Annotated in this window: 22 protein-coding genes; 13 read left to right on the top strand and 9 right to left on the bottom strand. The window is 68.4% G+C overall.

The window, feature by feature from the left end; all coding sequences use genetic code 11:
• Positions 1 to 21: 21 nt before the first annotated feature.
• From ABD732_RS08610 to ABD732_RS08595, 4 genes are all read right to left on the bottom strand, one after another.
• Positions 22 to 780, bottom strand: coding sequence for an amino acid ABC transporter ATP-binding protein (locus ABD732_RS08610; RefSeq protein WP_344782621.1), 759 nt, complete (start codon positions 778 to 780; stop codon positions 22 to 24).
• Between the two features lies 1 nt (position 781).
• Positions 782 to 2,512, bottom strand: coding sequence for an ABC transporter substrate-binding protein/permease (locus ABD732_RS08605; protein WP_344782619.1), 1,731 nt, complete (start codon positions 2,510 to 2,512; stop codon positions 782 to 784).
• Positions 2,513 to 2,634: 122 nt separating this feature from the next.
• Positions 2,635 to 2,952, bottom strand: a complete 318-nt coding sequence (locus ABD732_RS08600) for a histone-like nucleoid-structuring protein Lsr2 (RefSeq protein ID WP_344782617.1) — start codon at positions 2,950 to 2,952, stop codon at positions 2,635 to 2,637.
• 103 nt (positions 2,953 to 3,055) lie between these two features.
• Positions 3,056 to 3,796 (bottom strand): hypothetical protein, encoded by a 741-nt coding sequence (locus tag ABD732_RS08595; protein WP_344782615.1) that lies wholly within the window; start codon positions 3,794 to 3,796, stop codon positions 3,056 to 3,058.
• Between the two features lie 58 nt (positions 3,797 to 3,854).
• Here ABD732_RS08595 and trhO point away from each other — a divergent pair, with 58 nt between their 5' ends.
• The 5 genes from trhO to ABD732_RS08570 all read left to right on the top strand — a co-directional run bounded on the left by trhO (position 3,855) and on the right by ABD732_RS08570 (position 8,526).
• Positions 3,855 to 4,709, top strand: a complete 855-nt coding sequence (gene trhO / locus ABD732_RS08590; RefSeq protein WP_344782613.1) for an oxygen-dependent tRNA uridine(34) hydroxylase TrhO — start codon at positions 3,855 to 3,857, stop codon at positions 4,707 to 4,709.
• The gene (locus ABD732_RS08585) at positions 4,688 to 5,752 is read left to right on the top strand and encodes a CobW family GTP-binding protein (protein WP_344782611.1); all 1,065 of its coding nucleotides are present in this window, start codon (positions 4,688 to 4,690) and stop codon (positions 5,750 to 5,752) included. The genes trhO and ABD732_RS08585 overlap by 22 nt, the downstream gene beginning before the upstream one ends.
• Before the next feature lie 106 nt (positions 5,753 to 5,858).
• Entirely contained in the window at positions 5,859 to 6,923 is a 1,065-nt protein-coding gene (locus tag ABD732_RS08580; RefSeq protein ID WP_344782609.1) for an N-acetylmuramoyl-L-alanine amidase, read from the top strand.
• A gap of 48 nt (positions 6,924 to 6,971) precedes the next feature.
• Positions 6,972 to 7,940, top strand: a complete 969-nt coding sequence (locus tag ABD732_RS08575) for an SDR family oxidoreductase (RefSeq protein WP_344782607.1) — start codon at positions 6,972 to 6,974, stop codon at positions 7,938 to 7,940.
• A gap of 22 nt (positions 7,941 to 7,962) precedes the next feature.
• On the top strand, positions 7,963 to 8,526 hold the full coding sequence (locus tag ABD732_RS08570; RefSeq protein ID WP_344782605.1) for a nucleosidase: 564 nt from the start codon (positions 7,963 to 7,965) through the stop codon (positions 8,524 to 8,526).
• Positions 8,527 to 8,545: 19 nt separating this feature from the next.
• Here the strand turns inward: ABD732_RS08570 and ABD732_RS08565 are convergent, their stop codons facing one another.
• From ABD732_RS08565 to ABD732_RS08550, 4 genes are all read right to left on the bottom strand, one after another.
• Entirely contained in the window at positions 8,546 to 9,613 is a 1,068-nt protein-coding gene (locus tag ABD732_RS08565; RefSeq protein WP_344782603.1) for a DUF6542 domain-containing protein, read from the bottom strand.
• A 62-nt stretch (positions 9,614 to 9,675) separates the two neighbouring features.
• Positions 9,676 to 10,770 carry a DNA recombination protein RmuC gene (locus ABD732_RS08560; RefSeq protein ID WP_344782601.1) on the bottom strand — a complete coding sequence of 365 codons (1,095 nt, stop codon included), beginning with the start codon at positions 10,768 to 10,770 and terminating at the stop codon, positions 9,676 to 9,678.
• On the bottom strand, positions 10,767 to 11,387 hold the full coding sequence (locus ABD732_RS08555; RefSeq protein ID WP_344782599.1) for a methylated-DNA--[protein]-cysteine S-methyltransferase: 621 nt from the start codon (positions 11,385 to 11,387) through the stop codon (positions 10,767 to 10,769). Before ABD732_RS08555 ends, ABD732_RS08560 begins: the two co-directional genes overlap by 4 nt.
• Positions 11,384 to 12,886: an AlkA N-terminal domain-containing protein gene (locus tag ABD732_RS08550; RefSeq protein WP_344782597.1), complete on the bottom strand. Its 1,503-nt coding sequence runs from the start codon at positions 12,884 to 12,886 to the stop codon at positions 11,384 to 11,386. Before ABD732_RS08550 ends, ABD732_RS08555 begins: the two co-directional genes overlap by 4 nt.
• A 106-nt stretch (positions 12,887 to 12,992) precedes the next feature.
• On the opposite strand from ABD732_RS08550, the gene ABD732_RS08545 reads away from it, so the two are divergent.
• Entirely contained in the window at positions 12,993 to 14,321 is a 1,329-nt protein-coding gene (locus tag ABD732_RS08545; protein WP_425553009.1) for an AI-2E family transporter, read from the top strand.
• A 22-nt stretch (positions 14,322 to 14,343) separates the two neighbouring features.
• Positions 14,344 to 15,423 carry a redox-regulated ATPase YchF gene (gene ychF, locus ABD732_RS08540; protein ID WP_344782595.1) on the top strand — a complete coding sequence of 360 codons (1,080 nt, stop codon included), beginning with the start codon at positions 14,344 to 14,346 and terminating at the stop codon, positions 15,421 to 15,423.
• 343 nt (positions 15,424 to 15,766) lie between these two features.
• Here ychF and ABD732_RS08535 read toward each other — a convergent pair whose 3' ends face one another.
• On the bottom strand, positions 15,767 to 16,621 hold the full coding sequence (locus tag ABD732_RS08535) for an SDR family oxidoreductase (RefSeq protein ID WP_344782593.1): 855 nt from the start codon (positions 16,619 to 16,621) through the stop codon (positions 15,767 to 15,769).
• A 165-nt stretch (positions 16,622 to 16,786) separates the two neighbouring features.
• On the opposite strand from ABD732_RS08535, the gene ABD732_RS08530 reads away from it, so the two are divergent.
• The 6 genes from ABD732_RS08530 (at position 16,787) to ABD732_RS08505 (ending at position 20,133) form a co-directional block, all read left to right on the top strand.
• Positions 16,787 to 17,380 carry a TetR/AcrR family transcriptional regulator gene (locus ABD732_RS08530; protein ID WP_344782591.1) on the top strand — a complete coding sequence of 198 codons (594 nt, stop codon included), beginning with the start codon at positions 16,787 to 16,789 and terminating at the stop codon, positions 17,378 to 17,380.
• 327 nt (positions 17,381 to 17,707) lie between these two features.
• Complete coding sequence (locus ABD732_RS08525) at positions 17,708 to 18,148, top strand: YtoQ family protein (protein WP_344782589.1); 441 nt, start codon at positions 17,708 to 17,710, stop codon at positions 18,146 to 18,148.
• Positions 18,149 to 18,223: 75 nt separating this feature from the next.
• Positions 18,224 to 18,595 carry a carboxymuconolactone decarboxylase family protein gene (locus ABD732_RS08520; protein ID WP_344782587.1) on the top strand — a complete coding sequence of 124 codons (372 nt, stop codon included), beginning with the start codon at positions 18,224 to 18,226 and terminating at the stop codon, positions 18,593 to 18,595.
• Between the two features lie 287 nt (positions 18,596 to 18,882).
• Positions 18,883 to 19,095 (top strand): hypervirulence associated TUDOR domain-containing protein, encoded by a 213-nt coding sequence (locus ABD732_RS08515; protein WP_344782585.1) that lies wholly within the window; start codon positions 18,883 to 18,885, stop codon positions 19,093 to 19,095.
• 14 nt (positions 19,096 to 19,109) lie between these two features.
• Positions 19,110 to 19,676: a DUF488 domain-containing protein gene (locus ABD732_RS08510; protein ID WP_344782583.1), complete on the top strand. Its 567-nt coding sequence runs from the start codon at positions 19,110 to 19,112 to the stop codon at positions 19,674 to 19,676.
• Between the two features lie 70 nt (positions 19,677 to 19,746).
• Positions 19,747 to 20,133, top strand: coding sequence for a hypothetical protein (locus ABD732_RS08505; protein WP_344782581.1), 387 nt, complete (start codon positions 19,747 to 19,749; stop codon positions 20,131 to 20,133).
• The last annotated feature ends 36 nt before the right edge of the window (positions 20,134 to 20,169 follow it).

The following is a 20,169-nucleotide window of genomic DNA, read 5'->3' as shown; positions in this document are numbered from 1 at the left end:
TGCTGCGGCCCCCGGCCGGGGTCAGAGCACCTCGGACAAGAAGGCCCGGAGGCGCTCGCTCTCCGGATCCTCGAACAGCTGATCCGGGGTGCCGGTCTCGACCACCACGCCCTCGTCCATGAACAGCACGTTGTCGGAAACCCCTCGGGCATAACCCATCTCGTGGGTCACCACGACCATCGTCATGCCTTCGCGGGACAGCTCGGTCATCAGCGCCAGCACCCCCTTGACCAGCTCGGGGTCCAGAGCGCTGGTCGCCTCGTCGAAGAACATGATCTGCGGCGCCATGGCGAGCGCGCGGGCGATCGCGACGCGCTGCTGCTGGCCGCCGGACAGCGTCGATGGACGGACGTCGGCCTTGTCGACCAGTCCCACCGTGTTCAGCTGCGCCAGCGCCAGCTCGCGCGCTTCGTCCTTGCTCAGGCCGCGTAGTTTGCGCGGTGCCAGCGCGATGTTGTCGGCGACGGTCATGTGCGGGAACAGGTTGAACTGCTGGAAGACCATCCCGATCCGGCGGCGGAGTTCGTCGGGGTTGTCTTTGAGGACCGAGCGGCCGTCGATCAGGATGTCGCCCGACTGCGGTTCGTGCAACCGGTTCAGCACGCGCAGCAGTGTGGACTTGCCCGAGCCCGACGGACCGATCACGGTGGTCGTCGTGCCGGCGTCCACCTGGATGTCGACTCCGCGCAGCACCTGATTGTCGCCGAACGACAGGTGCAGGTCGCGGCCGGTGAGCGACACCGGGTCGGGGGTGGCCAGCGGGACTTCGGGAGTGCTCATCTCAGGCCTTTCCAGTCCGCAGACGCTTGTCGATGTGATTGACCAGGTGGGTGAGCGGCACCGTCAACGCCAGGTAGACCAGGCCGGCGGCCACCAGCGGAGACAGGTTGCCGGTCTGGGCGTTCAGATCGCGGCCGACGGCGAACAGTTCGCGCTGGGTCGCCAGCAGACCGAGGAAGTAGATCAGCGAGGAGTCCTTGATCAGCACGATGAACTGGTTCATCAACGCCGGCAGGACGCGGCGCACGCCCTGCGGGATCACCACCAGTGCCATCGACCGCCGGTACGACAACCCCAGTGCGCGAGCGGCTTCCATCTGTCCGGCCTCCACGCTCTGGATACCGGAGCGGAAGATCTCGCCGATGTAGGCCGCGGCCAGCAGGGCCAGTGCCAGGGCGCCGAGCCAATACGGATTGCCGCCGGTCAGATTCTGCACCAGGGGGCCCACGCCCAGGCCGATGATGAGGATCACCACGACGGCGGGGAGTCCGCGGAAGACGTCGGTGTAGATGCGGGCCGGCCAGCGCAGCCACCTGGACCGCGAGATCCCGGCCACGGCCAGCAGCATGCCGGCGATGGTGCCGATCACGCCGGACGCCAGCGCCAGGATGATGGTGTTCGGCAGACCCGTCTTGATCAGCTCGGGGAACGCCTTCTTGTACAGGTCCCAGTTGAAGAACGTGTCCTTCAGCTGTGCCAGCGTGCCTTTGCTCGCGACCGCCGGCGACTGCGGGTCGGTCGCGTTCTCGGCGGCGATGGCGCGGAAGTCCGGCAGTTCCGGCTGCGGCGCGGCCTTGGAGCCCGGCTTCCAGCCCTCGGGCAGCTCCCGCGGCACCCAGTCGGTGTACAGCTCGGCCCAGGTGCCGTCGGCGATGACGGCGTCCAGGCCGCTGTTGAGGGCGTCGATCAGTGCCTGGTCGCCGAGCGGCGTGGCCCAGCCGACGAAGTTGTTGACGCTGAACGTGTCTTCCAGGATGGCCATGCCGTCGCCCTCGTTGATGGCGCCTTCGGCCTGCTGGCTGGGGGCCACCCAGACGTCGATCTGCCCGCTCTTGAGGTTGGCGTACGCGGTGGCGTAGTCGGGAAACTTCACCGGGTCGAGGTCGAGGGTGTTGGTGACGAAGTCGTCCTGCACCGTGCCCTGGACCACGCCGATTCGGTGGGACGGCCCCAGGTCGCTGAAGCCGCGGATCTGGCCGTCCTGCGAGCCGACCAGCGAGAAGTAGCCGAAGTCGTAACCGTTGGTGAAGCCGACGGTCTGGCGGCGTTCCTCGGTGGTGGTGATCGACGACGACCCCACGTCGAACCGCCGGTTGGCGACCTGGGAGAGCAGGCCGGCGAACTCGGTGCCGACGAACTTCACCTCGAGCCCCAGCTTCTCGCCGACCGCTTTGAGGAGCTCGTTGTCGAAGCCGGTGTAGGTGCCGGAGCCGTTGAGGCAGATGCTCGGCGGCGCATCCGAGAGGGTGCCGACGGTCAGGGTGCCGGGCTCGGCCAGCCGGAGTGCGGCGACGTCGATCTGGTCCAGCGGCACCACGTCGGGCGTGGTGAACTGGTCGACCGCCTGCTCGGAGGTGTTCAGGTTCTCCGGCGCAGCGGTCGCGCTGGACAGCCCGGGCGGGGCGCACAGCCCGTCGTCCCCGGAGGACGAGCCGCAGGCGGCCAGCGCCAGGACGGCGATGAGGACCAGGATCAGCGCCGGCAGCCGTCGGCGGAGCTCGTGCAGGGACATGGGAGAAAACCCTAGCGTGCGGTGGGGCTCGTGGCCGCCAATAACAATCACCGCGACCGCACATCGGCGGTCGCGGTGATCGGCCTCGGCAGCGCCGGTTCAGCCGTCGCGGGGCTCTGTGGTCAGTGAGCGGCCTCGTAGGCGACGACCACGTCGGCGGGGATGCGGCCGCGATCGCTCACGGTGAAGCCGTTCTCGGTGGCCCAGGCGCGGATCGCGCGGGTGTCGTTGGTCTTGGCGGCGCCGCGCTTGCTGCTGCGGCCGATCACCCGGGAGGACGCCACATAGGTGGCCACCGCATCGCGGAACTCGGCGGCGTGCTCGGGGGAGGTGTCGAATTCGTAATTCTTTCCGTCCAGACTCCACCGTACGGTTTCGTACTCGTCGAGTTCGGCGCCATCGATGTCGTCGACGATCATGATCTTGGTCCGCTTCGCCATGAAAGACCCTTCGTATTGTGGTGAGTAATCCGGATTGAATTTCTCCTGCGGGAAGTCTACAAAACATTCCTCGATATCGACAGTACGGGTTGTTGAATGCTTATCAGCGTGACGGCACAGCGGCAGAGGATGAACTTCGCGTTGATTCGGATCCGCCGAGAATCTCACTGGGCGCCCGATCGTCGGAGTGAATCTCCTGGTATCCCTCGCGGGAAATCGCAAATCCGGCATCCGACGCAGAATCGAGGCAGAACAGGCCGGTCACGTCGCTGAGGCAAGAGAAGCTGCCGGTGACGATCGTGGTGCCGTATTCCAGGATGTGTGAACGGTAGAGCACCGGATAGAGATTGGCGCAGCCTCCGGTGGCGATGCCCTCGGAGTTCAGTACCGCCAAGTCTGCTTTCCAGTCGCAGCCTTCCGGGGTATTGGACCGGGCGGTGCGGGGGCCGCGGATCTGCTCTCCGGCACAGACCAATGCGCCGGAGCCGTTGTTTCCCGTCGAGCACCGCACGTTCCGGTCCGGGGTGGAGAAGTGCACGCCGGACACGTCGTTCATTCGCTCACCGGTCTGCGTCGTCGCGCCGATGTGGAAGGAGCTGACGCCCACGCGGGGTGCGCTGGAGACGGCGCGCTTGTAGCTGTCCTCGGCGGGGGCGGTATAGCTGCTGCGGGCTTTACTGGTCGTGGAGGTCGGCGGCAGGCTCGACGGCGGCGATTCGGTGATCAGCGCATTCGTAGACGGAATGACGATCGCCGCGGGGCCGTTCTGAGATTCGAGAAGTCCGCAGGCAGACGTCGTGAGGACGGCCAGTGCGGTAACGGCCGCGAGAGCACCCCGGCGCACGGCCGGAGCCGTCGGTCCCGTGGTCGGTCGCTGCCGGGGGAATCCGTACCCTTGCACTGTGGCCACTCCCAAGATCGTGCTGTTCTACGTGTTCACGCCGCTGCCGGACCCCGAGGCTGTTCGTCTCTGGCAACTCGCCGTCTGCGAGTCGCTGGGGCTGCGCGGCAGGATCATCGTGTCACCCCACGGCGTCAATGCGACAGTCGGTGGTGACCTTCCCGACGTCAAACGATATGTGCGCGCGGTCCGGAGTTACGGGCCTTTCAAGGATGCGGACATCAAATGGTCGGAGGGCGCCGGTGATGATTTCCCGCGCTTGAGCGTCAAAGTGCGGCCGGAGATCGTCACGTTCGGGGTTCCCGGGGAACTCAAGGTGACGCAGGACGGCATCCTCGGAGGTGGTGGACGGTTATCGCCGGACGATGTGCATGCTTTGGTGGCCGACCGCGGCGAGGAAGTGGTCTTCCTCGACGGCCGCAATCAGATCGAGGCGCAGATCGGGCGATTCGCCGGAGCCGTCGTGTCACCGGTGCAGAGCACTCGCGACTTCGTGCCGCTGATCGACAGTGGCGCCCTGGACCATTTGAAAGACCGGCCACTGGTCACCTACTGCACCGGTGGTGTGCGCTGTGAAGTTCTCAGCGCACTGCTCCGCAATCGTGGATTCTCCGAGGTGTATCAACTCGACGGCGGCATTGTGCGCTACGGCGAGAGATTCGGCGACGACGGGTTGTGGGAGGGCTCGCTGTATGTCTTCGACAAGCGTATGAACGTCGACTTCTCAGATCATGCGGCGGTGATCGGCCGGTGTTCCGAATGCGCGGAGCCCACCAGCCGAATAGCCAATCATCCCGACGAGGCCGGACGCGAACTCGCGGTGCTCTGCGAGCGATGCCGGCCCGAATCGTCGTGACGGCCGGTCGTCCGGGCAGCCGGGCCGTCCCGGTGGTGATCCTGGCAGGCTTCCTCGGGGCCGGGAAGACGACCGTACTCAACCATCTGCTCCGTCACTCCGACGGCCGCCGGTTCGGTGTGCTGGTCAACGACTTCGGGTCGGTGAACGTCGACGCCCTGCTGGTGTCCGGGCGGTCGGCGGGCACCCTGAATCTGGCCAACGGCTGTATCTGCTGCACCACCGACGCCGAAGGGCTGGGGGAGGCGCTGGCGTCGTTGGCCGCGTCCGGGGTGGATGCGATCGTGATCGAGGCGAGCGGTATCGCCGAGCCCAAGGCGCTGATCCGCATGGTGCTCGCGGCGCGGGACGAGCGCGTGGCCTACGGCGGGCTGTTCTATGTGGTCGACGCCGCCCAGCTGGAACGCACGCTGGACGAGCACCCGGCGGTTGAAGGGCATGTCGCCGTCGCCGATCTGCTGGTGTGCAACAAGATCGACCTGGTCTCCGGTGACCGGCTCGACGTTGTGCGGGAGAGGCTGCGTGCGCTCAACGGCACTGCGCCGGTGCTGGCCGTGACAAGCGGCGCCGTCGACCCGGGTCTGATCACGGACGGGGCCGGACCGCGGGCCGCGGACGGCCCGCGACAGCTGACGATCGGCGAACTGCTGACCGAACAGGACTCCGGGCCGCACGCCCACGACCACCTCCACGCTGCCTTCGAATCGGTGGCGATCGAATCCGCGCTGCCGGTCGACCCCCGCCGCCTGGCGGCCCTGCTGGAGCGGCCCCCGGCCGGCGCGTACCGCTGCAAGGGGCTGGTCTTGGTCGATCTGCCCGGTCACCGGGGGCACGCCTACGAGGTGCACGCCGTCGGCGGCTTCGTCCGGGTCGGCACTCGGCCGTGGCCGGGTGGGGTCCGGGGGACGAGCCTGGTGGTGATCGGCGCGGGCCTGGACGTGGCCGCCGCCCGTGCCGCCCTCGACGAGGTGCTGATTCCCGCCGACCCCGGCGACGAGAACGGGGTGCTGCATCTGACTCGCCACGTGGTCACAGGCGACTAACGATTCGCCCGTGTGACGAGGACCGGGTTGCCCCGCATCCCCCACCACTGATTCACTTGTGGCAGAAGTGACCAGTGTGACTGCTGGTGAGCTAAGGGGTTTGTGAATGTCTGTTGTTTCTTCTCGTCGTCGTGCCCTCGGCTGGGTCAGTGCCGGGGCGGTCGGCGTGCTCGCCGCCGGTACGTTCGCGGTCTCGCCAGCCGCCGCTGAGCCGGCGACGCCCGCGGCGCCGAGCAGCGGCTCGCTGTCCGGTCGCACCGTCTTCCTGGATCCGGGTCATCAGGGCTCGGCCGCCGGGCATTCGCTGACCAAGCAGGTCTCCGACGGGCGCGGCGGCACCAAGGACTGCCAGACCTCCGGCGCCACCGCCGTCACCGGCAAGAAGGAACACACCATCAACTGGGACGTCGCCCAGCTGGTGAAGGCCGGTCTCGAAGCAGAAGGCGCGAAGGTGGTGCTCAGCCGCCAGGACGACACCGGGTGGGGCGGCTGCGTGGACGAGCGCGCCGAAGCCGCCAACCAGTCCAAAGCCGATGTGGCGGTGAGCCTGCACGCCGACTCGACCAGCGGAGGGGCCGACCAGTCCAAGTCCGGCTTCCACATGATCGTGCCGACCCTGCCCGTCCCGGACGCCACCGTCACCTCGGTGCAGGCCGGCAAGGGCCGCGCGGCCAGCGAAGCCATGCGTGACTCCTTCAAACGCGCCGGCTTCAAGCCCGCCAACTACGCGGGCGTCAAGGACGGCATCCAGCAGCGCCCGGACATCGCCGCGGTGAACCTGACCCGCGTGCCCGCGGTGTTCGTCGAGATGGGCAATCTGTCGAACCCGACCGAGGCCAAGGAGTTGTCGTCGGCCAAGGGGTCGGCCGCCTACGCACTGGCGGTCACCAACGGCGTCAAGAGCTACCTGTCCACCGCGCCCGCCCCGGCGCCGGCGCCGCTTGCGCCCGGGGAGGTCACCCCGGATGCCGACACGGGGACCGACGGAGAGATCGAAGACCTCGCCGCACTGGCCGCGGTCGGACCGCTGATCGAGCAGCTCGCCGGGGCCAAGAGCCTCGACGAGGCGACCACCCTGCTGCTCGCGCAGGGGTCGGATGTCTCGGCGCAGGTTCTCAAGGCGATGCTCGCCATCGTGTACGCGGTCTTCGGCGGCAAGCTACCGGTCTGATCACATCCGGGGGAAGCATCTGGTGACCGGGACCACTACAGTTGGGGCATGGGCCTGCCTCTGCCGAGTCTGAAGACCGTTCGCGACCTGTTCTACATGCCGACCCCGGTGCCGAGTTTCCAGGGCCGCAAGGTCCTGATCACCGGCGCCGCCAGCGGCATCGGCCGAGCCACCGCGCTCGCCGTCGCCGCCCAGGGCGGCGAACTGGTACTCACCGACGTGCAGACCGGTGCACTCGACCAGGTGGTCGCCGAGATCAAGGACGCCCGCGGCACGGTGCTCTACCACCGTGCGGGCGACGTCTCCGACTACGAATGGGTCGCCTCGTTCGCCCGCACTGTCGATGCGGAGGTCGGGGTGATGGACGTCGTCATGAACGTCGCGGGCATCTCGGCGTGGGGCACCGTCGAGAACCTCGAACACAAGCAGTGGCGGCAGATGGTCGACGTCAACCTCATGGGACCGATCCACGTGATCGAGTGCTTCGTCCCGCAGATGGTGCGGCGCGGCAAGGGCGGCCACCTGGTGAACGTCTCCTCGGCGGCGGGGCTGCTCGCCCTGCCGTGGCACGCGGCCTACAGCGCCAGCAAGTTCGGGATCCGCGGAGTCTCCGAGGTACTGCGCTTCGACCTGCGCCGGCACGACATCGGGGTCTCGCTGGTGTGCCCGGGCGCGGTCGCCACACCGCTGGTGGAGACCGTCGAGATCGTCGGTCTGGACCGCGGCAACCCGGTGATCGAGAAGCAGGTCGGCGGCTTCCACCGGATCGCGGTGACCCCCGAGCAGGCGGCGAAGGCCATCTGCAAGGGCGTGCTGCGCAACAAGTTCATGGTCTACACGTCTTTCGACACCCGCTTCGGGTTCTGGTGGGCGCGCAAGTTCGCGCTGCCCTACGAGATCGTCATGCGGATCGCCAACAACCGCTTCGACCATCTGGCACGGCTCAGCGAGGTGAGCACCGGCACGTCCGGGGCCGCCGACTCGCAGCCCCCCGCCTCCGCCCGCAACAGCGACTGACCCGCTGCTGAGCACCCCGACAGTGCACGACGACGTTCTGGTGGTCTCGGCCACCCGGGCCGAAGCCGCCCATGTGCCGACCGGCTCGCAGGTCCTGATCACCGGGCTGGGCAAGGTTCGCAGCGCCACCGCGCTGGCTCGCAGGCTCGCCGCCGAAGCCGGCCGTTACCGCCGGGTGGTGAACATCGGCACCGCCGGCGCTCTGCACCTGCATCACGGTGGTCTGTACGTGCCGTCCCGGGTGATCGAACACGACCTGTCCGCGGCCGAACTGTCCGCACTGGGTTATCCGGTCGACGACAGCTGGGAGTTGCCCGGGGGAGACGGTTCGGTGCTCGCCACCGGCGACACCTTCGTCAACGACACGGCGCGCCGCGAAGAGCTCGCCGCGCGCGCCGACCTGGTCGACATGGAGGCGGCGGCACTGGTCCACGTGTGCGGCGAGTTCGGCGTGCCCGTGCGGGTGGTCAAGGTGGTCAGCGACTACGCCGACGACTCCGCGATGGATTGGCCGGCCGCCGTCGATGCGGCCGCTCGGGATCTGGGCGGGTGGCTGACCGACACCGCCTACGGCGACCTGAGCTGAGCCCGCTGGGCCGGCCGGATCAGTCGTCGAGACCGCTGGCGAGGTCTTCGACCGCGCCCTGACCCCGCAGTTGCTCACCCGCAGTGGGGCGCGGCCGCGGCGGAATCACCTGCGGCTGCGCCCGGCGCACCGGGCGGTCGCGGCCCTGGGTCACCGGGCTCTGCGTCCTGCGGACGGGACGGGGTTCGCCGCGCGGCGAGCTGACCCGTTCGGGGGTGGCCCGTGCCGGGGCCTCGTCGGCCGGGCGGGCCGGGGCCGGACGGGGCCGCTTCTCCGCGGTGGCGGCGCGGGTGCGCTCTGCCTTGGGCGCACCCGGCTTCGATCCGCCGGCTTTCGGGCCTCTGGGGGACGGCGCGGCAGCCTTGGGCGGGCCGGACTTGGCCGATCCGGACTTGGGCGAGCCGGACTTGGCCGCTCCGGACTTGGCCGCTCCGGACTTGGCCGAGGCTGACTTGGCCGAGGCTGACTTGGAGGACCTGGTGGCGCCGGACTTGGCGCTCCCGCCTTTGCGGCTCGCTCCTGCTGGCGCTCCGGCCTTCGCCGCGGCGGCTTTGCCGGTGCCGGACTTGCGGCCGGGCTTCGCGCCGCGCGGGCGGGAGCCGCCGGTGGCGCGCGACGCGGTCCGGTCCGATCCGGCGTCGCCGCGCGTCACGAACCAGCGGACGGCGGCGATCAGGAGGGTGATCACGAAGGTCCCGAGGATCCAGGGGAACAGGTTCGAGAACGGCAGCGCGATGTTCAGGACGGCCGACCGCATGCCCTGCGGCTTGCTGGCATCGCCGTTGGCCAGCACCAGGCCGTACAGCGAGAACAGGCCGATGATCAGCGTGATCAGCGGCGGTTGCACGGCGGCGGTGAACAGGGCCCGCCGGCGGACGGCGAGGACGGCCGCCACACAGCCGATCAGATAGAAGACGTTGTAGAGCAGGCCGAGCGACGAATTCACCAGGGCGTCGATCGTGGCGCCGACCGCGGTGGTGCCGGCGCCGATCAGGATCGCACCCCACCAGGGCACCCCGCGCATGCCAGGCAGCACGCTCTGCTCGTCCGCGGGCACAGGCGTGCCTTTCGAAATGGGGGAAGCCACGGGTCAACGGTACCGGGTGCGCGCACCGCGACACAGAAGCCGGGCCGTGGCGTGGCGTGGCGTCAGGTGTCGTGCGCCACGGCGCGCACCGGAACATCCACCGATCTGAGGCGTTCGCGTGGCTGTCCGCCAGCCGGGACCACGTCGCCCAGCGCCTCCAACTCGGACAGCCGGCGGGCGGTGACCGACAGTCGCGAATCGACCGCGCCGATGGCCGAGTTGTACGACTCGACCGCCCGGCGCAGTGCGGTTCCGGTCTTGTCCAGGTGGCCCAGGACGCCGTCGAGCCGCTGGTACAGCTGCCTTCCGAGTGCGTGGATGGTGGCCGCGTCTTCGGCGAGGGCGTGCTGGCGCCAGCCCAGGGCCACTGTGCGGAGCAGGGCGATCAGCGTGCTCGGCGTCGCCAGGATCACGTTGCGGCCGAAGGAGTAGTCGAGCAGGCCGGGATCGGCGCGGGTCGCGGCCTCCAGGACACCGTCGCCGGGCAGAAAAAGCACCACGAACTCCGGTGAGCTCGGTTGCGCCGCCCAGTACGACTTCGCCGAGAGTGTCGTCACATGCGTCCGCACCGCCTGCGCGTGCCGTGCGATCAGCGTGTTCTGGTCGGCGCCGGGCGTTCCGGAGGTGGCCTCCAGATAGGTCTGCAGCGGGACCTTCGCGTCCACGACGATCGAGCGCCCGCCCGCCAGGTGCACCACGAGGTCTGGTCGCTGGCGGCGGTCGCCGTCGTCGGTGGTCTGCTGGGTGGTGAAGTCGCAGTGCCGGGACATCCCGGACAGTTCGACGATGCGTTCCAACTGGACTTCGCCCCAGCGTCCCCGGATCTGCGGTGCGTGCAGCGCGCCGGCCAGCCGGCTGGTCTGCTCCTGGAGACGCACGGACGTCTGCTGCATACCGCGGACCTGTTCGGTGAGGCCGGCGTAGGCGTGGATGCGGTTGTGCTCGGTGCGCTGGAGTTCCTCGGAGAGCCGGCCGATGGTTTCGCGCAGCGGCTCGACGATCTCATTGACCTCGTCGCCGAGCATCGCCGACTGTTCGCGCGCGGCTTCGGTCGTGGCGGCACCTACGGAGCGGGCCGCGGTCTGATGGGCGAACCAGCCGGCGACGGCGCCGGCGATGAGGCAGACGAGGGCGGTGATGGCCAGGGACGCGGTCATGCGCCCATGGTGGACCCCGCCTCTGACAATCCCGAGTCTGATGACTCGTCCGCAGTGCTCTCCCGGTCGACAGTGCTCTCCCGGTCGATGAGGGCTTCCTTGATGTCCAGGCCGTACCGGAAGCCGCCGAGGGTGCCGTCGCTGCGCACCACCCGGTGGCAGGGGACGAACAGCGCGGCCGCATTCTGCGCGCAGCAGGCGGCGGCCGCCCGGATCGCGGCAGCGTTCCCGGCCAGCTCGGCCAGTTCGCTGTAGGTGACCGGCGGTCCGGCCGGGACCGTGCGCAGCGCCGCCCACGCCGATTGCAGGAACGGTCCGGACCGCTGGCGGACCTCGATCCGCGCCGGTGCGCTGTGATCGCCGTCGTAGTAGGCCTTGACGGCGGCGGCCACTTCTCCGCCGGGACGCTCCACCAGGGTCGACGGGCGCAGAGAGGGATGGATCAGTGCGCGCAGGTATTCGCCGTCGTCCACCCAGCCGGAGGCAAAGACCACTCCGTCGTCGTCGAACAGGGCGGTGAACGGTCCGTCCGGGGTGTCGACGGTGGCCCAGCCCAGGGGCGAAGGAGCCGACTGGTCCTGCGGTGCGGTGCGTCCGGTGGCGTGGGTGTCGGTCATGGGTTCTCTCCCTGGTCGGTGGTTGTGTCGTTCGATGTCAGACGATGTCGCCACAAATGCATGGCCGCGTACGACCGCCACGGCCGCCAGGTGCCGGTGTTCCCCAGATCGATGCCGAGGTCGGCGGCCGCCTGGGCGATCACCAGGTCGCCGTGCGGCAGCACGTCCGGATCTCCGGTCACTCGGAGGACCACCTGGTCGGCGGTCCAGGGACCCACGCCCTCCAGCGCGAGCAACTCCGTCCGGAACTTAGACGCTTCGGCCCCCGCGTGCGGTTCCATCCGCCCCGACGCGATGGCCTCCGACGCGGCGACCACTGCGCGGGCGAGACGGCGTGGACCGCGGATCGCGCCGGGGCCCGCCGCGACGATCGCCTCGGGCGACGGGAACAGCATCCCCGGCGTCTCGGGGTGCGCCGGCGACTGCCACGGCGCGGGTTCGCCCAGTTCGGCGACCAGAACGCCCAGGCGGGTGCGGGCGGCGGCGACGCTGATCTGCTGGCCGAGGATCGCGCGGATCAGCGTCTCGTGCCCGTCGGCGCCGCCGGGGATCCGGATGCCCGGGGCCGCCGCGACCAGCGGGGCCAGCCGGGGATCGGCGCTCAGTGCGGCGTCCACGGCGGCCGGGTCGGCGTCCAGGTCGGCCAGGCGCCGCAGCCGGTTCACCGCGACCGTCAGGTCCCGCAGGTCCAGGTGATCGAAGCGGGCGAGCGCGTGATCGTCGTTCAGGGTGAGCGCCACCAGCGCGGGTCCGTGCGGCAGGCGCAGGGTGCGGCGCACGGTGGTGCCGTCGACGTGTTCCAGCCCGGGGACGGCGTGCGAGGCGAAGCCGCGGACGGTCCAGGCGACGTCGTAGGGGGTGCGCAGCGGCAGCCGGAGGGTGAGGGGGCCGGCCGGGGCGCTGCGGCCGGCGTAGCGGCGGCGAAGCTCGGTCGGGGAGCGGTCGTAGGTGTCGCGGAGGGTGTCATTGAACTGCCGGATACTGGAGAAGCCGGCGGCGAAGGCCACATCGGAGACGGGCATGGCCGTGTTCACCAGCAGGATCCGCGCGGTGGTGGCGCGGTGCGCCCGTGCCAGGGCCAGGGGCCCGGCGCCGAGTTCGGCGCGCAGCACCCGGCTCAGGTGGCGCGGGGTGTAACCGAGCGCTCCGGCCAGCCCGTCGACGCCGGCCCGATCGACCATGCCGTCGGAGATCAGCCGCATGGCCCGGCTGGCGAGGTCGGCGCCGGTGTTCCACCGCGGCGATCCCGGCGTCGCATCAGGCAGGCACCGGCGGCAGGCGCGGAAGCCTGCAGCGACGGCCGCCGCGGCGGTGGGGACGAAGGCCACGTTCTCCGGTGCCGGTGTGCGCGCCGGGCACGACGGCCGGCAGTAGATCCCGGTGGTGGTGACCGTCACGAAGAACTGGCCGTCGAACCTGGCGTCCCGCGCCGACAGTGCCCGGTAGCAGCGCTCGAAGTCGGGCGCCGGGGTGTCGGCGGGGTGCGCGGTGCGGGTCACGACAACGAGTCTGCTCTCGCACCTGCGCCGCGGCTAGCGGTTTTCGGACATGACGCTCGGCGCGTCCACGCACGCGGGAGCGGGGCGGGTGTGTGACGATGCTCGCGTGAGTGACGAGAAGGATCCCCTGCGTGGCGTTTCCGGTGTGGACGATGCCGATGTCGATGCCATCGAGGAGGCCGAGGAAGAGGCGCGGACCGGGCCGGACAATCTGGCGGAGGTCACCGAGCGGGTGATGACCGACCCGCGCACCGGCAAGCCGTATCCGAGTCGTTCGCGCGTGTTCCTGACGGGACTGCGTTCGTCGGCGATGGTCTGCCTGCAGTCGATCCTGGTGCTGGCATTCCTGTGGGTCCTGATGTGGATCCTCGGCAAGCTGTGGGTGATCGTGCTGCCGGTGGTGCTCGCCATCATCGTCGCCACCGTGTTGTGGCCGCCGGTGCGCTGGATGCGCCGTCACCGGGTCCCGCCGGCGCTGGCGGCGCTCTTGGCGCTCCTCGGCGCCGTGGCCGTGGTGGGTGCGGTCATCGGACTGATCGTGCCCTCGGTGATCGACCAGACCCCGCAGCTGGTGAACCACGCGATCGACGGCGTCAAGACCGTCCAGGACTGGGTGCAGGGCCCGCCGCTGAACATCGACGACCAGCAGATGTCCGGCTTCGTCGACACCATCGTCGACCGCCTGCAGCGCAGCTCGGCCTCCATCGCCTCGGGCGTCTTCAGCGGCGTGGGCGCGGCCACCTCGGTGCTGATCACCGTCTTCACCGCACTGGTCCTGGTGTTCCTCTTCCTCAAGGACGGCCCCAAGTTCATCCCGTGGCTCAACGCCACCGTCGGCATGCCCGCCGGTTCGCACATCGGTGAAGTCCTCATGCGGATGTGGACCACGCTGGGCGGTTTCATCCGGACGCAGGCGATCGTCAGTGCGGTCGACGCGATCCTGATCGGTATCGGCCTGGTGATTCTGGACGTGCCGCTGGCCGGTGTGCTGGTGGTGATCACGTTCATGGGCGGTTTCGTCCCGATCGTCGGTGCCTTCGTCGCCGGTGCCCTCGCGGTGTTGATCGCGCTGGTCGCCAACGGTTTGACCAGTGCGCTGATCGTGCTCGGCATCATTCTTGCGGTGCAGCAGCTGGAGGGGAACGTGCTCTCGCCGTGGCTTCAGTCCAAGGCGATGGAACTGCACGCCGGGATCGTGCTGCTCTCGGTGATGCTGGGCGGCACTCTGTTCGGCATCGTCGGCGCCTTCCTGGCCGTGCCGGCGGCGTCGTGCCTGACCGTGCTGCTGCGCTACGTGCTCGAACGGGTCGGCATGGCGGCGGGGGAGCAGATCGTTCAGGAGGACGCCGACGCCGAGGCCGCCGCTGCGGCGGCATCGAAGGGGATCTTCGCCCGCTGGCGCTCGGGACCTCAGGGCGGTCCGCCCGAGCAGTGACCGGGCGATAGACTCTTCACTCGTGAGTCTCACCCTCGGAATCGTCGGGCTGCCCAATGTCGGCAAGTCCACCCTGTTCAATGCACTGACCCGCAACGATGTGCTCGCGGCGAACTACCCGTTCGCCACCATCGAGCCCAACATCGGCGTAGTGGAGCTGCCCGATGTCCGGCTGGCGCGGCTGGCGGAGATCTTCGGCAGCGAGCGCATCCTCCCGGCCGTCGTCTCCTTCGTCGACATCGCCGGCATCGTCAAGGGCGCCTCGGTGGGTGAGGGCATGGGCAACCAGTTCCTGGCCAACATCCGGGAGGCCGACGCCATCTGCCAGGTGGTGCGCGTGTTCGGCGACGACGACGTGGTGCACGTCGACGGCCGCGTCGACCCGCTCGCGGACATCGAGGTGATCGAGACCGAGCTGATCCTGGCCGATCTGCAGACGCTGGAGAAGGCGCTGCCGCGGCTGGAGAAGGACGCCAAGAAGAACAAGGAACTGCTTCCGGTCGCCGACGCCGCGCGCAAGGCGCAGGAGATCCTGGACTCGGGCAAGACCCTGTTCTCGGTGAAGGATTCGTTCGACCTGTCGTCGGTGCGCGAGCTGCACCTGCTGACGGCCAAGCCGTTCCTCTACGTGTTCAACGCCGACGAGTCGGTGCTCACCGACGACGCCCGCAAGCAGGAACTGCGCGACGCCGTCGCCCCCGCCGACTGCGTCTTCCTTGACGCCAAGGTGGAGAGCGAACTCCTCGAGCTCGACGAGGACGACGCCCAGGAACTGCTGGACTCGATCGGCCAGGACGAGCCCGGCCTGCGTTCGCTGGCCCGAGCCGGCTTTCACACCCTGGGTCTGCAGACGTACCTGACCGCAGGGCCGAAGGAAGCGCGCGCGTGGACCATCCACCGCGGCGACACCGCGCCCAAGGCCGCCGGCGTCATCCACACCGACTTTGAGAAGGGCTTCATCAAGGCCGAGATCGTCTCCTTCGACGACCTCGACGAGAACGGCTCGATGAACGCTGCCAAGGCCGCCGGCAAGGTCCGCATGGAGGGCAAGGACTACGTCATGGTCGACGGCGACGTGGTGGAGTTCCGGTTTAACGTGTGACTCTCTATGCGACAGAACGGCCTCATCTGCTAAGGCAGACGAGGCCGTCTTGTCAATGGACCACAGACGTGCAGCGGGAATGGCCCGGACTGTTTGACGCGGCTCGTGGAGCCACTGTTGGCGGTGGGGCTCGAGACTGGGGCTGCCCCCATCACCGGAATCGAGCGGAACTACCCTCGTCGAATGGTCGGGCTGAGCCGATCGGTCCCATCGAGTGCGGACGCAGCATGAAGCCAAGCGTCAGTCTGCGTCCTGCCCCGAGCTGACTTGTCGTCGCGCACCGGCCCCCACGTGCCGGCACGAGTTGGAGTGGAGATCCAATCTGTAGGGGACGGTCCATGCACTACCGGACATCTAGACCCTTCAGCTGATCGCTGATGCTGCGGGGATTGCGCTCCAGAAGGCGCGCGAGCGTCGGGTCCGAGCCCGAGAAATGTCCGCTCCTCGTGGCCTGGAACATCGACAAGGTGAAGCGCGCGACTGCCTCGGGCACTCCACTGGTCGTCGCATCGGACACCCATGTTTCGTCGTCGACGACGATGCGATCGATCTGGCGACCGGTGATCTCGGACGCGGCGGTGGCGAAGTCCGCGAGGGTGACTGGCTCGGGCAGTGTCAGATCGATCGGTCCGTCGAAGGGGTCATCAGTGGTGAGGATCGCAGCGGCGGCCTCTGCGGCATCTCGCCGATCGACCCAGGAGAAGGGGCCGTCGGCGGGCATGGCGATCACGCCTGTTTCCTGCCACGCACCGAGCAGCTGGGCGGGGTCGCCGTAGAAGCCGTTGCGCAATGCAGTCCAGGCGATTCCGGATGCTGCGAGATGTTGTTCGGTGGCCGCGTGGATCGCGAGCGGCGGGTAGGGCGTGTCGAAAGCCGTCCCCTGGGCGCTGGTGTACAAGATCCGCTGTGCTCCTGCGTCGACGGCTGCATCAATGGCCCGGTGGTGCTGCGCGACGACGTCAGAAGAGAGGTCGTTCGAGGAGACCAGGAGGACCTGCTCGGCGTCAGCGAAGGAGTGGCGCAGAGCCGCGGGGTCGTCGTAGCTTCCTTGCCGCACCCGGACTCCTCGATCGGCCAGGTGTGCCGCACGCGCGGGGTCGCGGACGCTGACGCCGATCTGGTGTGGCGGTAGCCGCTTGAGGAGGTGGTCGACCGTGGCCCCATTGAGGGTGCCGGTAGCTCCGGTCACAACAATCATCGGAACGTCCTTTCGTGCGGCGGTGACCCGGTGAGCTGCTTTGCTCGACCGCCGGGCGAGCGATGAACTTTAAGTTGACCATCGTGGTCAACTTCCTGACGACCCATCCTGCACTAACTTGACTGCTAGGATCAAGTTAGGCGTCGATCCGGAAGGGCCTGCATAGTGACCGACTCTCGAGGCGCGTCAGCACTACGGGCGGATGCCCGCCGAAACGTCGATCGGATCCGGCGTGCGGCGGTACAGGTTTTCCGGGAGCAGGGGTTCTCTGCACCGCTCGAGGAGGTCGCCGCGGCCGCCAATGTGAGCAAGGCGACCATCTTCAATCGGCTCGGCGGGAGGGTCGGGCTGATCGATGCAGTCATCGACGACGTCGTCGCGGCAGAGCTGCGGACTGTCATCGAGGATGCGCGGTCCGTCGTCGAGGTCCGAGAGCGGATCTGCTCCTACATCGGTGCGCTCCGGGACCTGCAGTATCGACTTCCAGCAGTGAATGATGTCCTGCTCCAGGAGTATCGCGACTCCGAGTCTCTGCTCGAGCTGTGTCATGCCGGGGCGGCTTTCCATGACAGCCTTGTCGCTCAAGGGCATGCCGCAGGCGTACTGGTTCATGACTTTACGTCCGCTGACTTCCAAGCACTCGCCCGAGACAATGCCCTGGCACTCAAGCACGGCGGCAGGCCGCCTCGCCCTGACTATGATCGCCGAACCGCGTTCGTCATCGGCGGGATATGCAGGTCGACGTGTGCGTCGGCCTGACCTTGCAGGCCCAAGTAGATGGCCGTACGTGTGGGCGAGTACAGCGGGCGGCCCTGCGGAAACTCGAGCTGATCCATGCGCCGAACGATATCGAGGGCTTCGGGATCACGCAGGACAAGCTCGCGGTGTCGATCGGTGTACCGCCGCGGCGGAACTGCAACGCGAGCGGCCGGTCCTGCGGGACACGATCGCGGCGATTACACCCTTGGAGGTCGTGTGACGGCGGACGGGCCGTCGTTCTCTGCGAGGCGACCTCAGTTGAACTATTCGGCTGGTGGGCTAGGGTGCCAACCGTATCGGCCCGCCCCAATCGAGGAGTCTTCAGCCATGAGTTTCTCTGTGTATCTGTCCGGTGAGATCCATACCGAGTGGCGTGATGAGATCCGGCGCGGCGCCGAGGCGGCCGGACTGGACGTGGTCTTCACCGCGCCGGTGACCGACCACCCCGCCAGCGATGCCGCCGGCGACCATCTCGGGGAGACGCCCAGCGGGTTCTGGCGGGATCACCAGTCCGCGAAGGTCAATGCGATTCGCACGCGCACCCTGATCGAGCAGAGCGACATGGTGGTCGTGCGGTTCGGGGACAAGTACAAGCAGTGGAACGCCGCCTTCGATGCGGGCTACTGCGCCGCACTGGGCAAGTCATACGTGACCCTGCACGACGAGGACATCGTCCATCCACTCAAGGAGGTCGACGCCGAAGCCCAAGCATGGTGCACGACCACCGATCAGGTGGTGGAGATTCTGCGTTACGTGCTCAAGGCGTGAGCCGGTGACTCACGGCATGACAGATATCCGCGCTCGGCGACGGCCGTCTTCGGCACAAGTGGAAGAGCACTCACAGTGGAACTGAGCATGGCGAAGGGTAACCAGTTCGTCGAGGACACGCAGTCGCCCGAGAGCGCTACCGCCTGGAAGCAGCAGCTCGATGAATTCGCTCCGGGGGCGTCGGACTGGGTGGTCGGTGCGGTCTTCGGTGGCACCTACCAGCGCGAAGGGCTCGAGCTCCGCGATCGGCAGATGCTCAACATGGCGGCTTTGGCGGCGATGGGCGGCACCGAACCGCAACTGACCGGCCACATCAAGACCGCCGTCGACGTCGCTGGCATGACGAAAGAAGAAGTGGCCGAATGCTTCGTGCATCTGATGCCGTACATCGGAGTGCCGAGGACGCTCGCGGCGATGCGCTGCATGAAGGCAGCATTCGGCGAGTAGCCGGACGACCTCACCCGGCGCGTCGAGACTCGCGATGAACGCAGGGACACGCACAGCGGGAGCGATCACCAATGGGTTGACTGTGGTCACGCGCAACGTCGCGGACTTCGAACCGATGGACGTTGCGCTCATCAATCCCCGCCGATCCCCTCCGGAACTGACGTTCTTCCCAGAGTGCTGTCTGTCCCGGACAGCACTCTGGTGCCGCTTCAATGTGTAGTCCTGCGGGGCGGCCCGAACCCCGCAGCGCGCCTTCTTTCGTGCTGCTTGATTGCTAACGTGCGGTCATGAGCAAAGATCTTGCCGTCGGCGACCACGTCCGCTGGAACTCCGAAGCCGGGGAAGTCGCCGGGGTCATCGTGAAGGTGCACACCCGCGACACCGAGTACAAGGGTCACATGCGGCGGTGCAGTCCGGACGACCCGCAGTACGAGATCAAGAGCGACAAGACCGACCACATCGCCATGCACAAGGCCGGTGCACTGCGCCGGATCTATTGACCGGGCTGCCGACGTTGAACGAGCAGCGGGAGATCTGGACGGTCGGGCACTGGTCCTGTCCGATCCCGGAGTTCCTCGCGCCCTTGGACGAGCACGGCATCGAGGTGATCGTCGACGTCCGCGCCCACCCCGGTTCACGTCGCAACCCGCAGTTCGGATCCGACGCGATGTCCACCTGGCTTCCGGAGAACGGCATCGACTACCGGCGGATCCCGGAGCTCGGCGGCAGACGGCCCCGGCAGGACGTCGACCCGGAGATCAATGTCGCGTGGCAGAACCAGAGCTTCAAGAACTACGCGGACTACACCCTCACCGACGAATTCCGCAGTGGCATAGAAGAACTCACCGACATTGCGCGTTCCCGCCGGGTCGCGCTCATGTGCGGTGAGCCGATGCCGTGGCGTTGCCATCGCTTGCTCATCGCGAACACGCTGGTGGCGCAGGGCTGGAGCGTGGAGCATCTGGTCACCGGTGGCGCGGCGCGCAGGCACGTGCTCGGTCAATGGGGGGCCGCGCCCGCCGTCGCCGCCGACGGTCAGGTGACCTATCCGGACCGACGACAGGATCGAGACGGCGGATGAGTGCGCCGGCACGAAGGAGGCGCAGGCCGGACGGGCATGAACGGACTCCGCGGGATCTGGGGGGGCGACGATGACGGATTCATCTCCGACGACGGTGGTCGTGGACGCCGCCAATTGCGTCGGCAGCGTTCCCGACGGCTGGTGGCGGGACCGGGCCGGCGCGACGAGACGTCTGCGTGACTCCATCTCGCCCGAGGCTCTTCGCCAGTCCCTCCACCTGGACGTGACGCCGGTGGTGGTGTTCGTCGTCGAGGGGCGTGCTCGCGGCGTCGAAACCACCGACGTCGTACGGGTCGTTCAGGCGCCGGGCAGTGGAGACGACACCATTGTGGACGTGGTCGAGCAACTCGCCGCGCGAGGCGATGACGTGGTGGTCGTAACTGCCGACCGGGAGTTGCGATCCCGGGTGAACGCCCTCGGGGCCCGCACCGTCGGGCCCGGAACGGTACGGGAATAGGGGATGCCGACGCGCCCGCCGTCCCCCCGAGGGGCC

The sequence above is a fragment of the Gordonia caeni genome (genome assembly GCF_039537105.1).
Lineage (GTDB): Bacteria > Actinomycetota > Actinomycetes > Mycobacteriales > Mycobacteriaceae > Gordonia > Gordonia caeni.
The sequence above is the reverse complement of the archived record's forward strand: the minus strand, read 5'-3'. Positions and strand labels throughout refer to the sequence as shown.

Coding starts and splice junctions, on each gene's coding strand:
- ABD732_RS08610 (WP_344782621.1), bottom strand. CDS start 780: ATGAGCACTCCCGAAGTCCCGCTGGCCACCCCCGACCCGGTGTCGCTC.
- ABD732_RS08605 (WP_344782619.1), bottom strand. CDS start 2,512: ATGTCCCTGCACGAGCTCCGCCGACGGCTGCCGGCGCTGATCCTGGTC.
- ABD732_RS08600 (WP_344782617.1), bottom strand. CDS start 2,952: ATGGCGAAGCGGACCAAGATCATGATCGTCGACGACATCGATGGCGCC.
- ABD732_RS08585 (WP_344782611.1), top strand. CDS start 4,688: ATGCCGGCCCGAATCGTCGTGACGGCCGGTCGTCCGGGCAGCCGGGCC.
- ABD732_RS08580 (WP_344782609.1), top strand. CDS start 5,859: ATGTCTGTTGTTTCTTCTCGTCGTCGTGCCCTCGGCTGGGTCAGTGCC.
- ABD732_RS08575 (WP_344782607.1), top strand. CDS start 6,972: ATGGGCCTGCCTCTGCCGAGTCTGAAGACCGTTCGCGACCTGTTCTAC.
- ABD732_RS08560 (WP_344782601.1), bottom strand. CDS start 10,770: ATGACCGCGTCCCTGGCCATCACCGCCCTCGTCTGCCTCATCGCCGGC.
- ABD732_RS08555 (WP_344782599.1), bottom strand. CDS start 11,387: ATGACCGACACCCACGCCACCGGACGCACCGCACCGCAGGACCAGTCG.
- ABD732_RS08535 (WP_344782593.1), bottom strand. CDS start 16,621: ATGATTGTTGTGACCGGAGCTACCGGCACCCTCAATGGGGCCACGGTC.
- ABD732_RS08525 (WP_344782589.1), top strand. CDS start 17,708: ATGAGTTTCTCTGTGTATCTGTCCGGTGAGATCCATACCGAGTGGCGT.
- ABD732_RS08515 (WP_344782585.1), top strand. CDS start 18,883: ATGAGCAAAGATCTTGCCGTCGGCGACCACGTCCGCTGGAACTCCGAA.
- ABD732_RS08505 (WP_344782581.1), top strand. CDS start 19,747: ATGACGGATTCATCTCCGACGACGGTGGTCGTGGACGCCGCCAATTGC.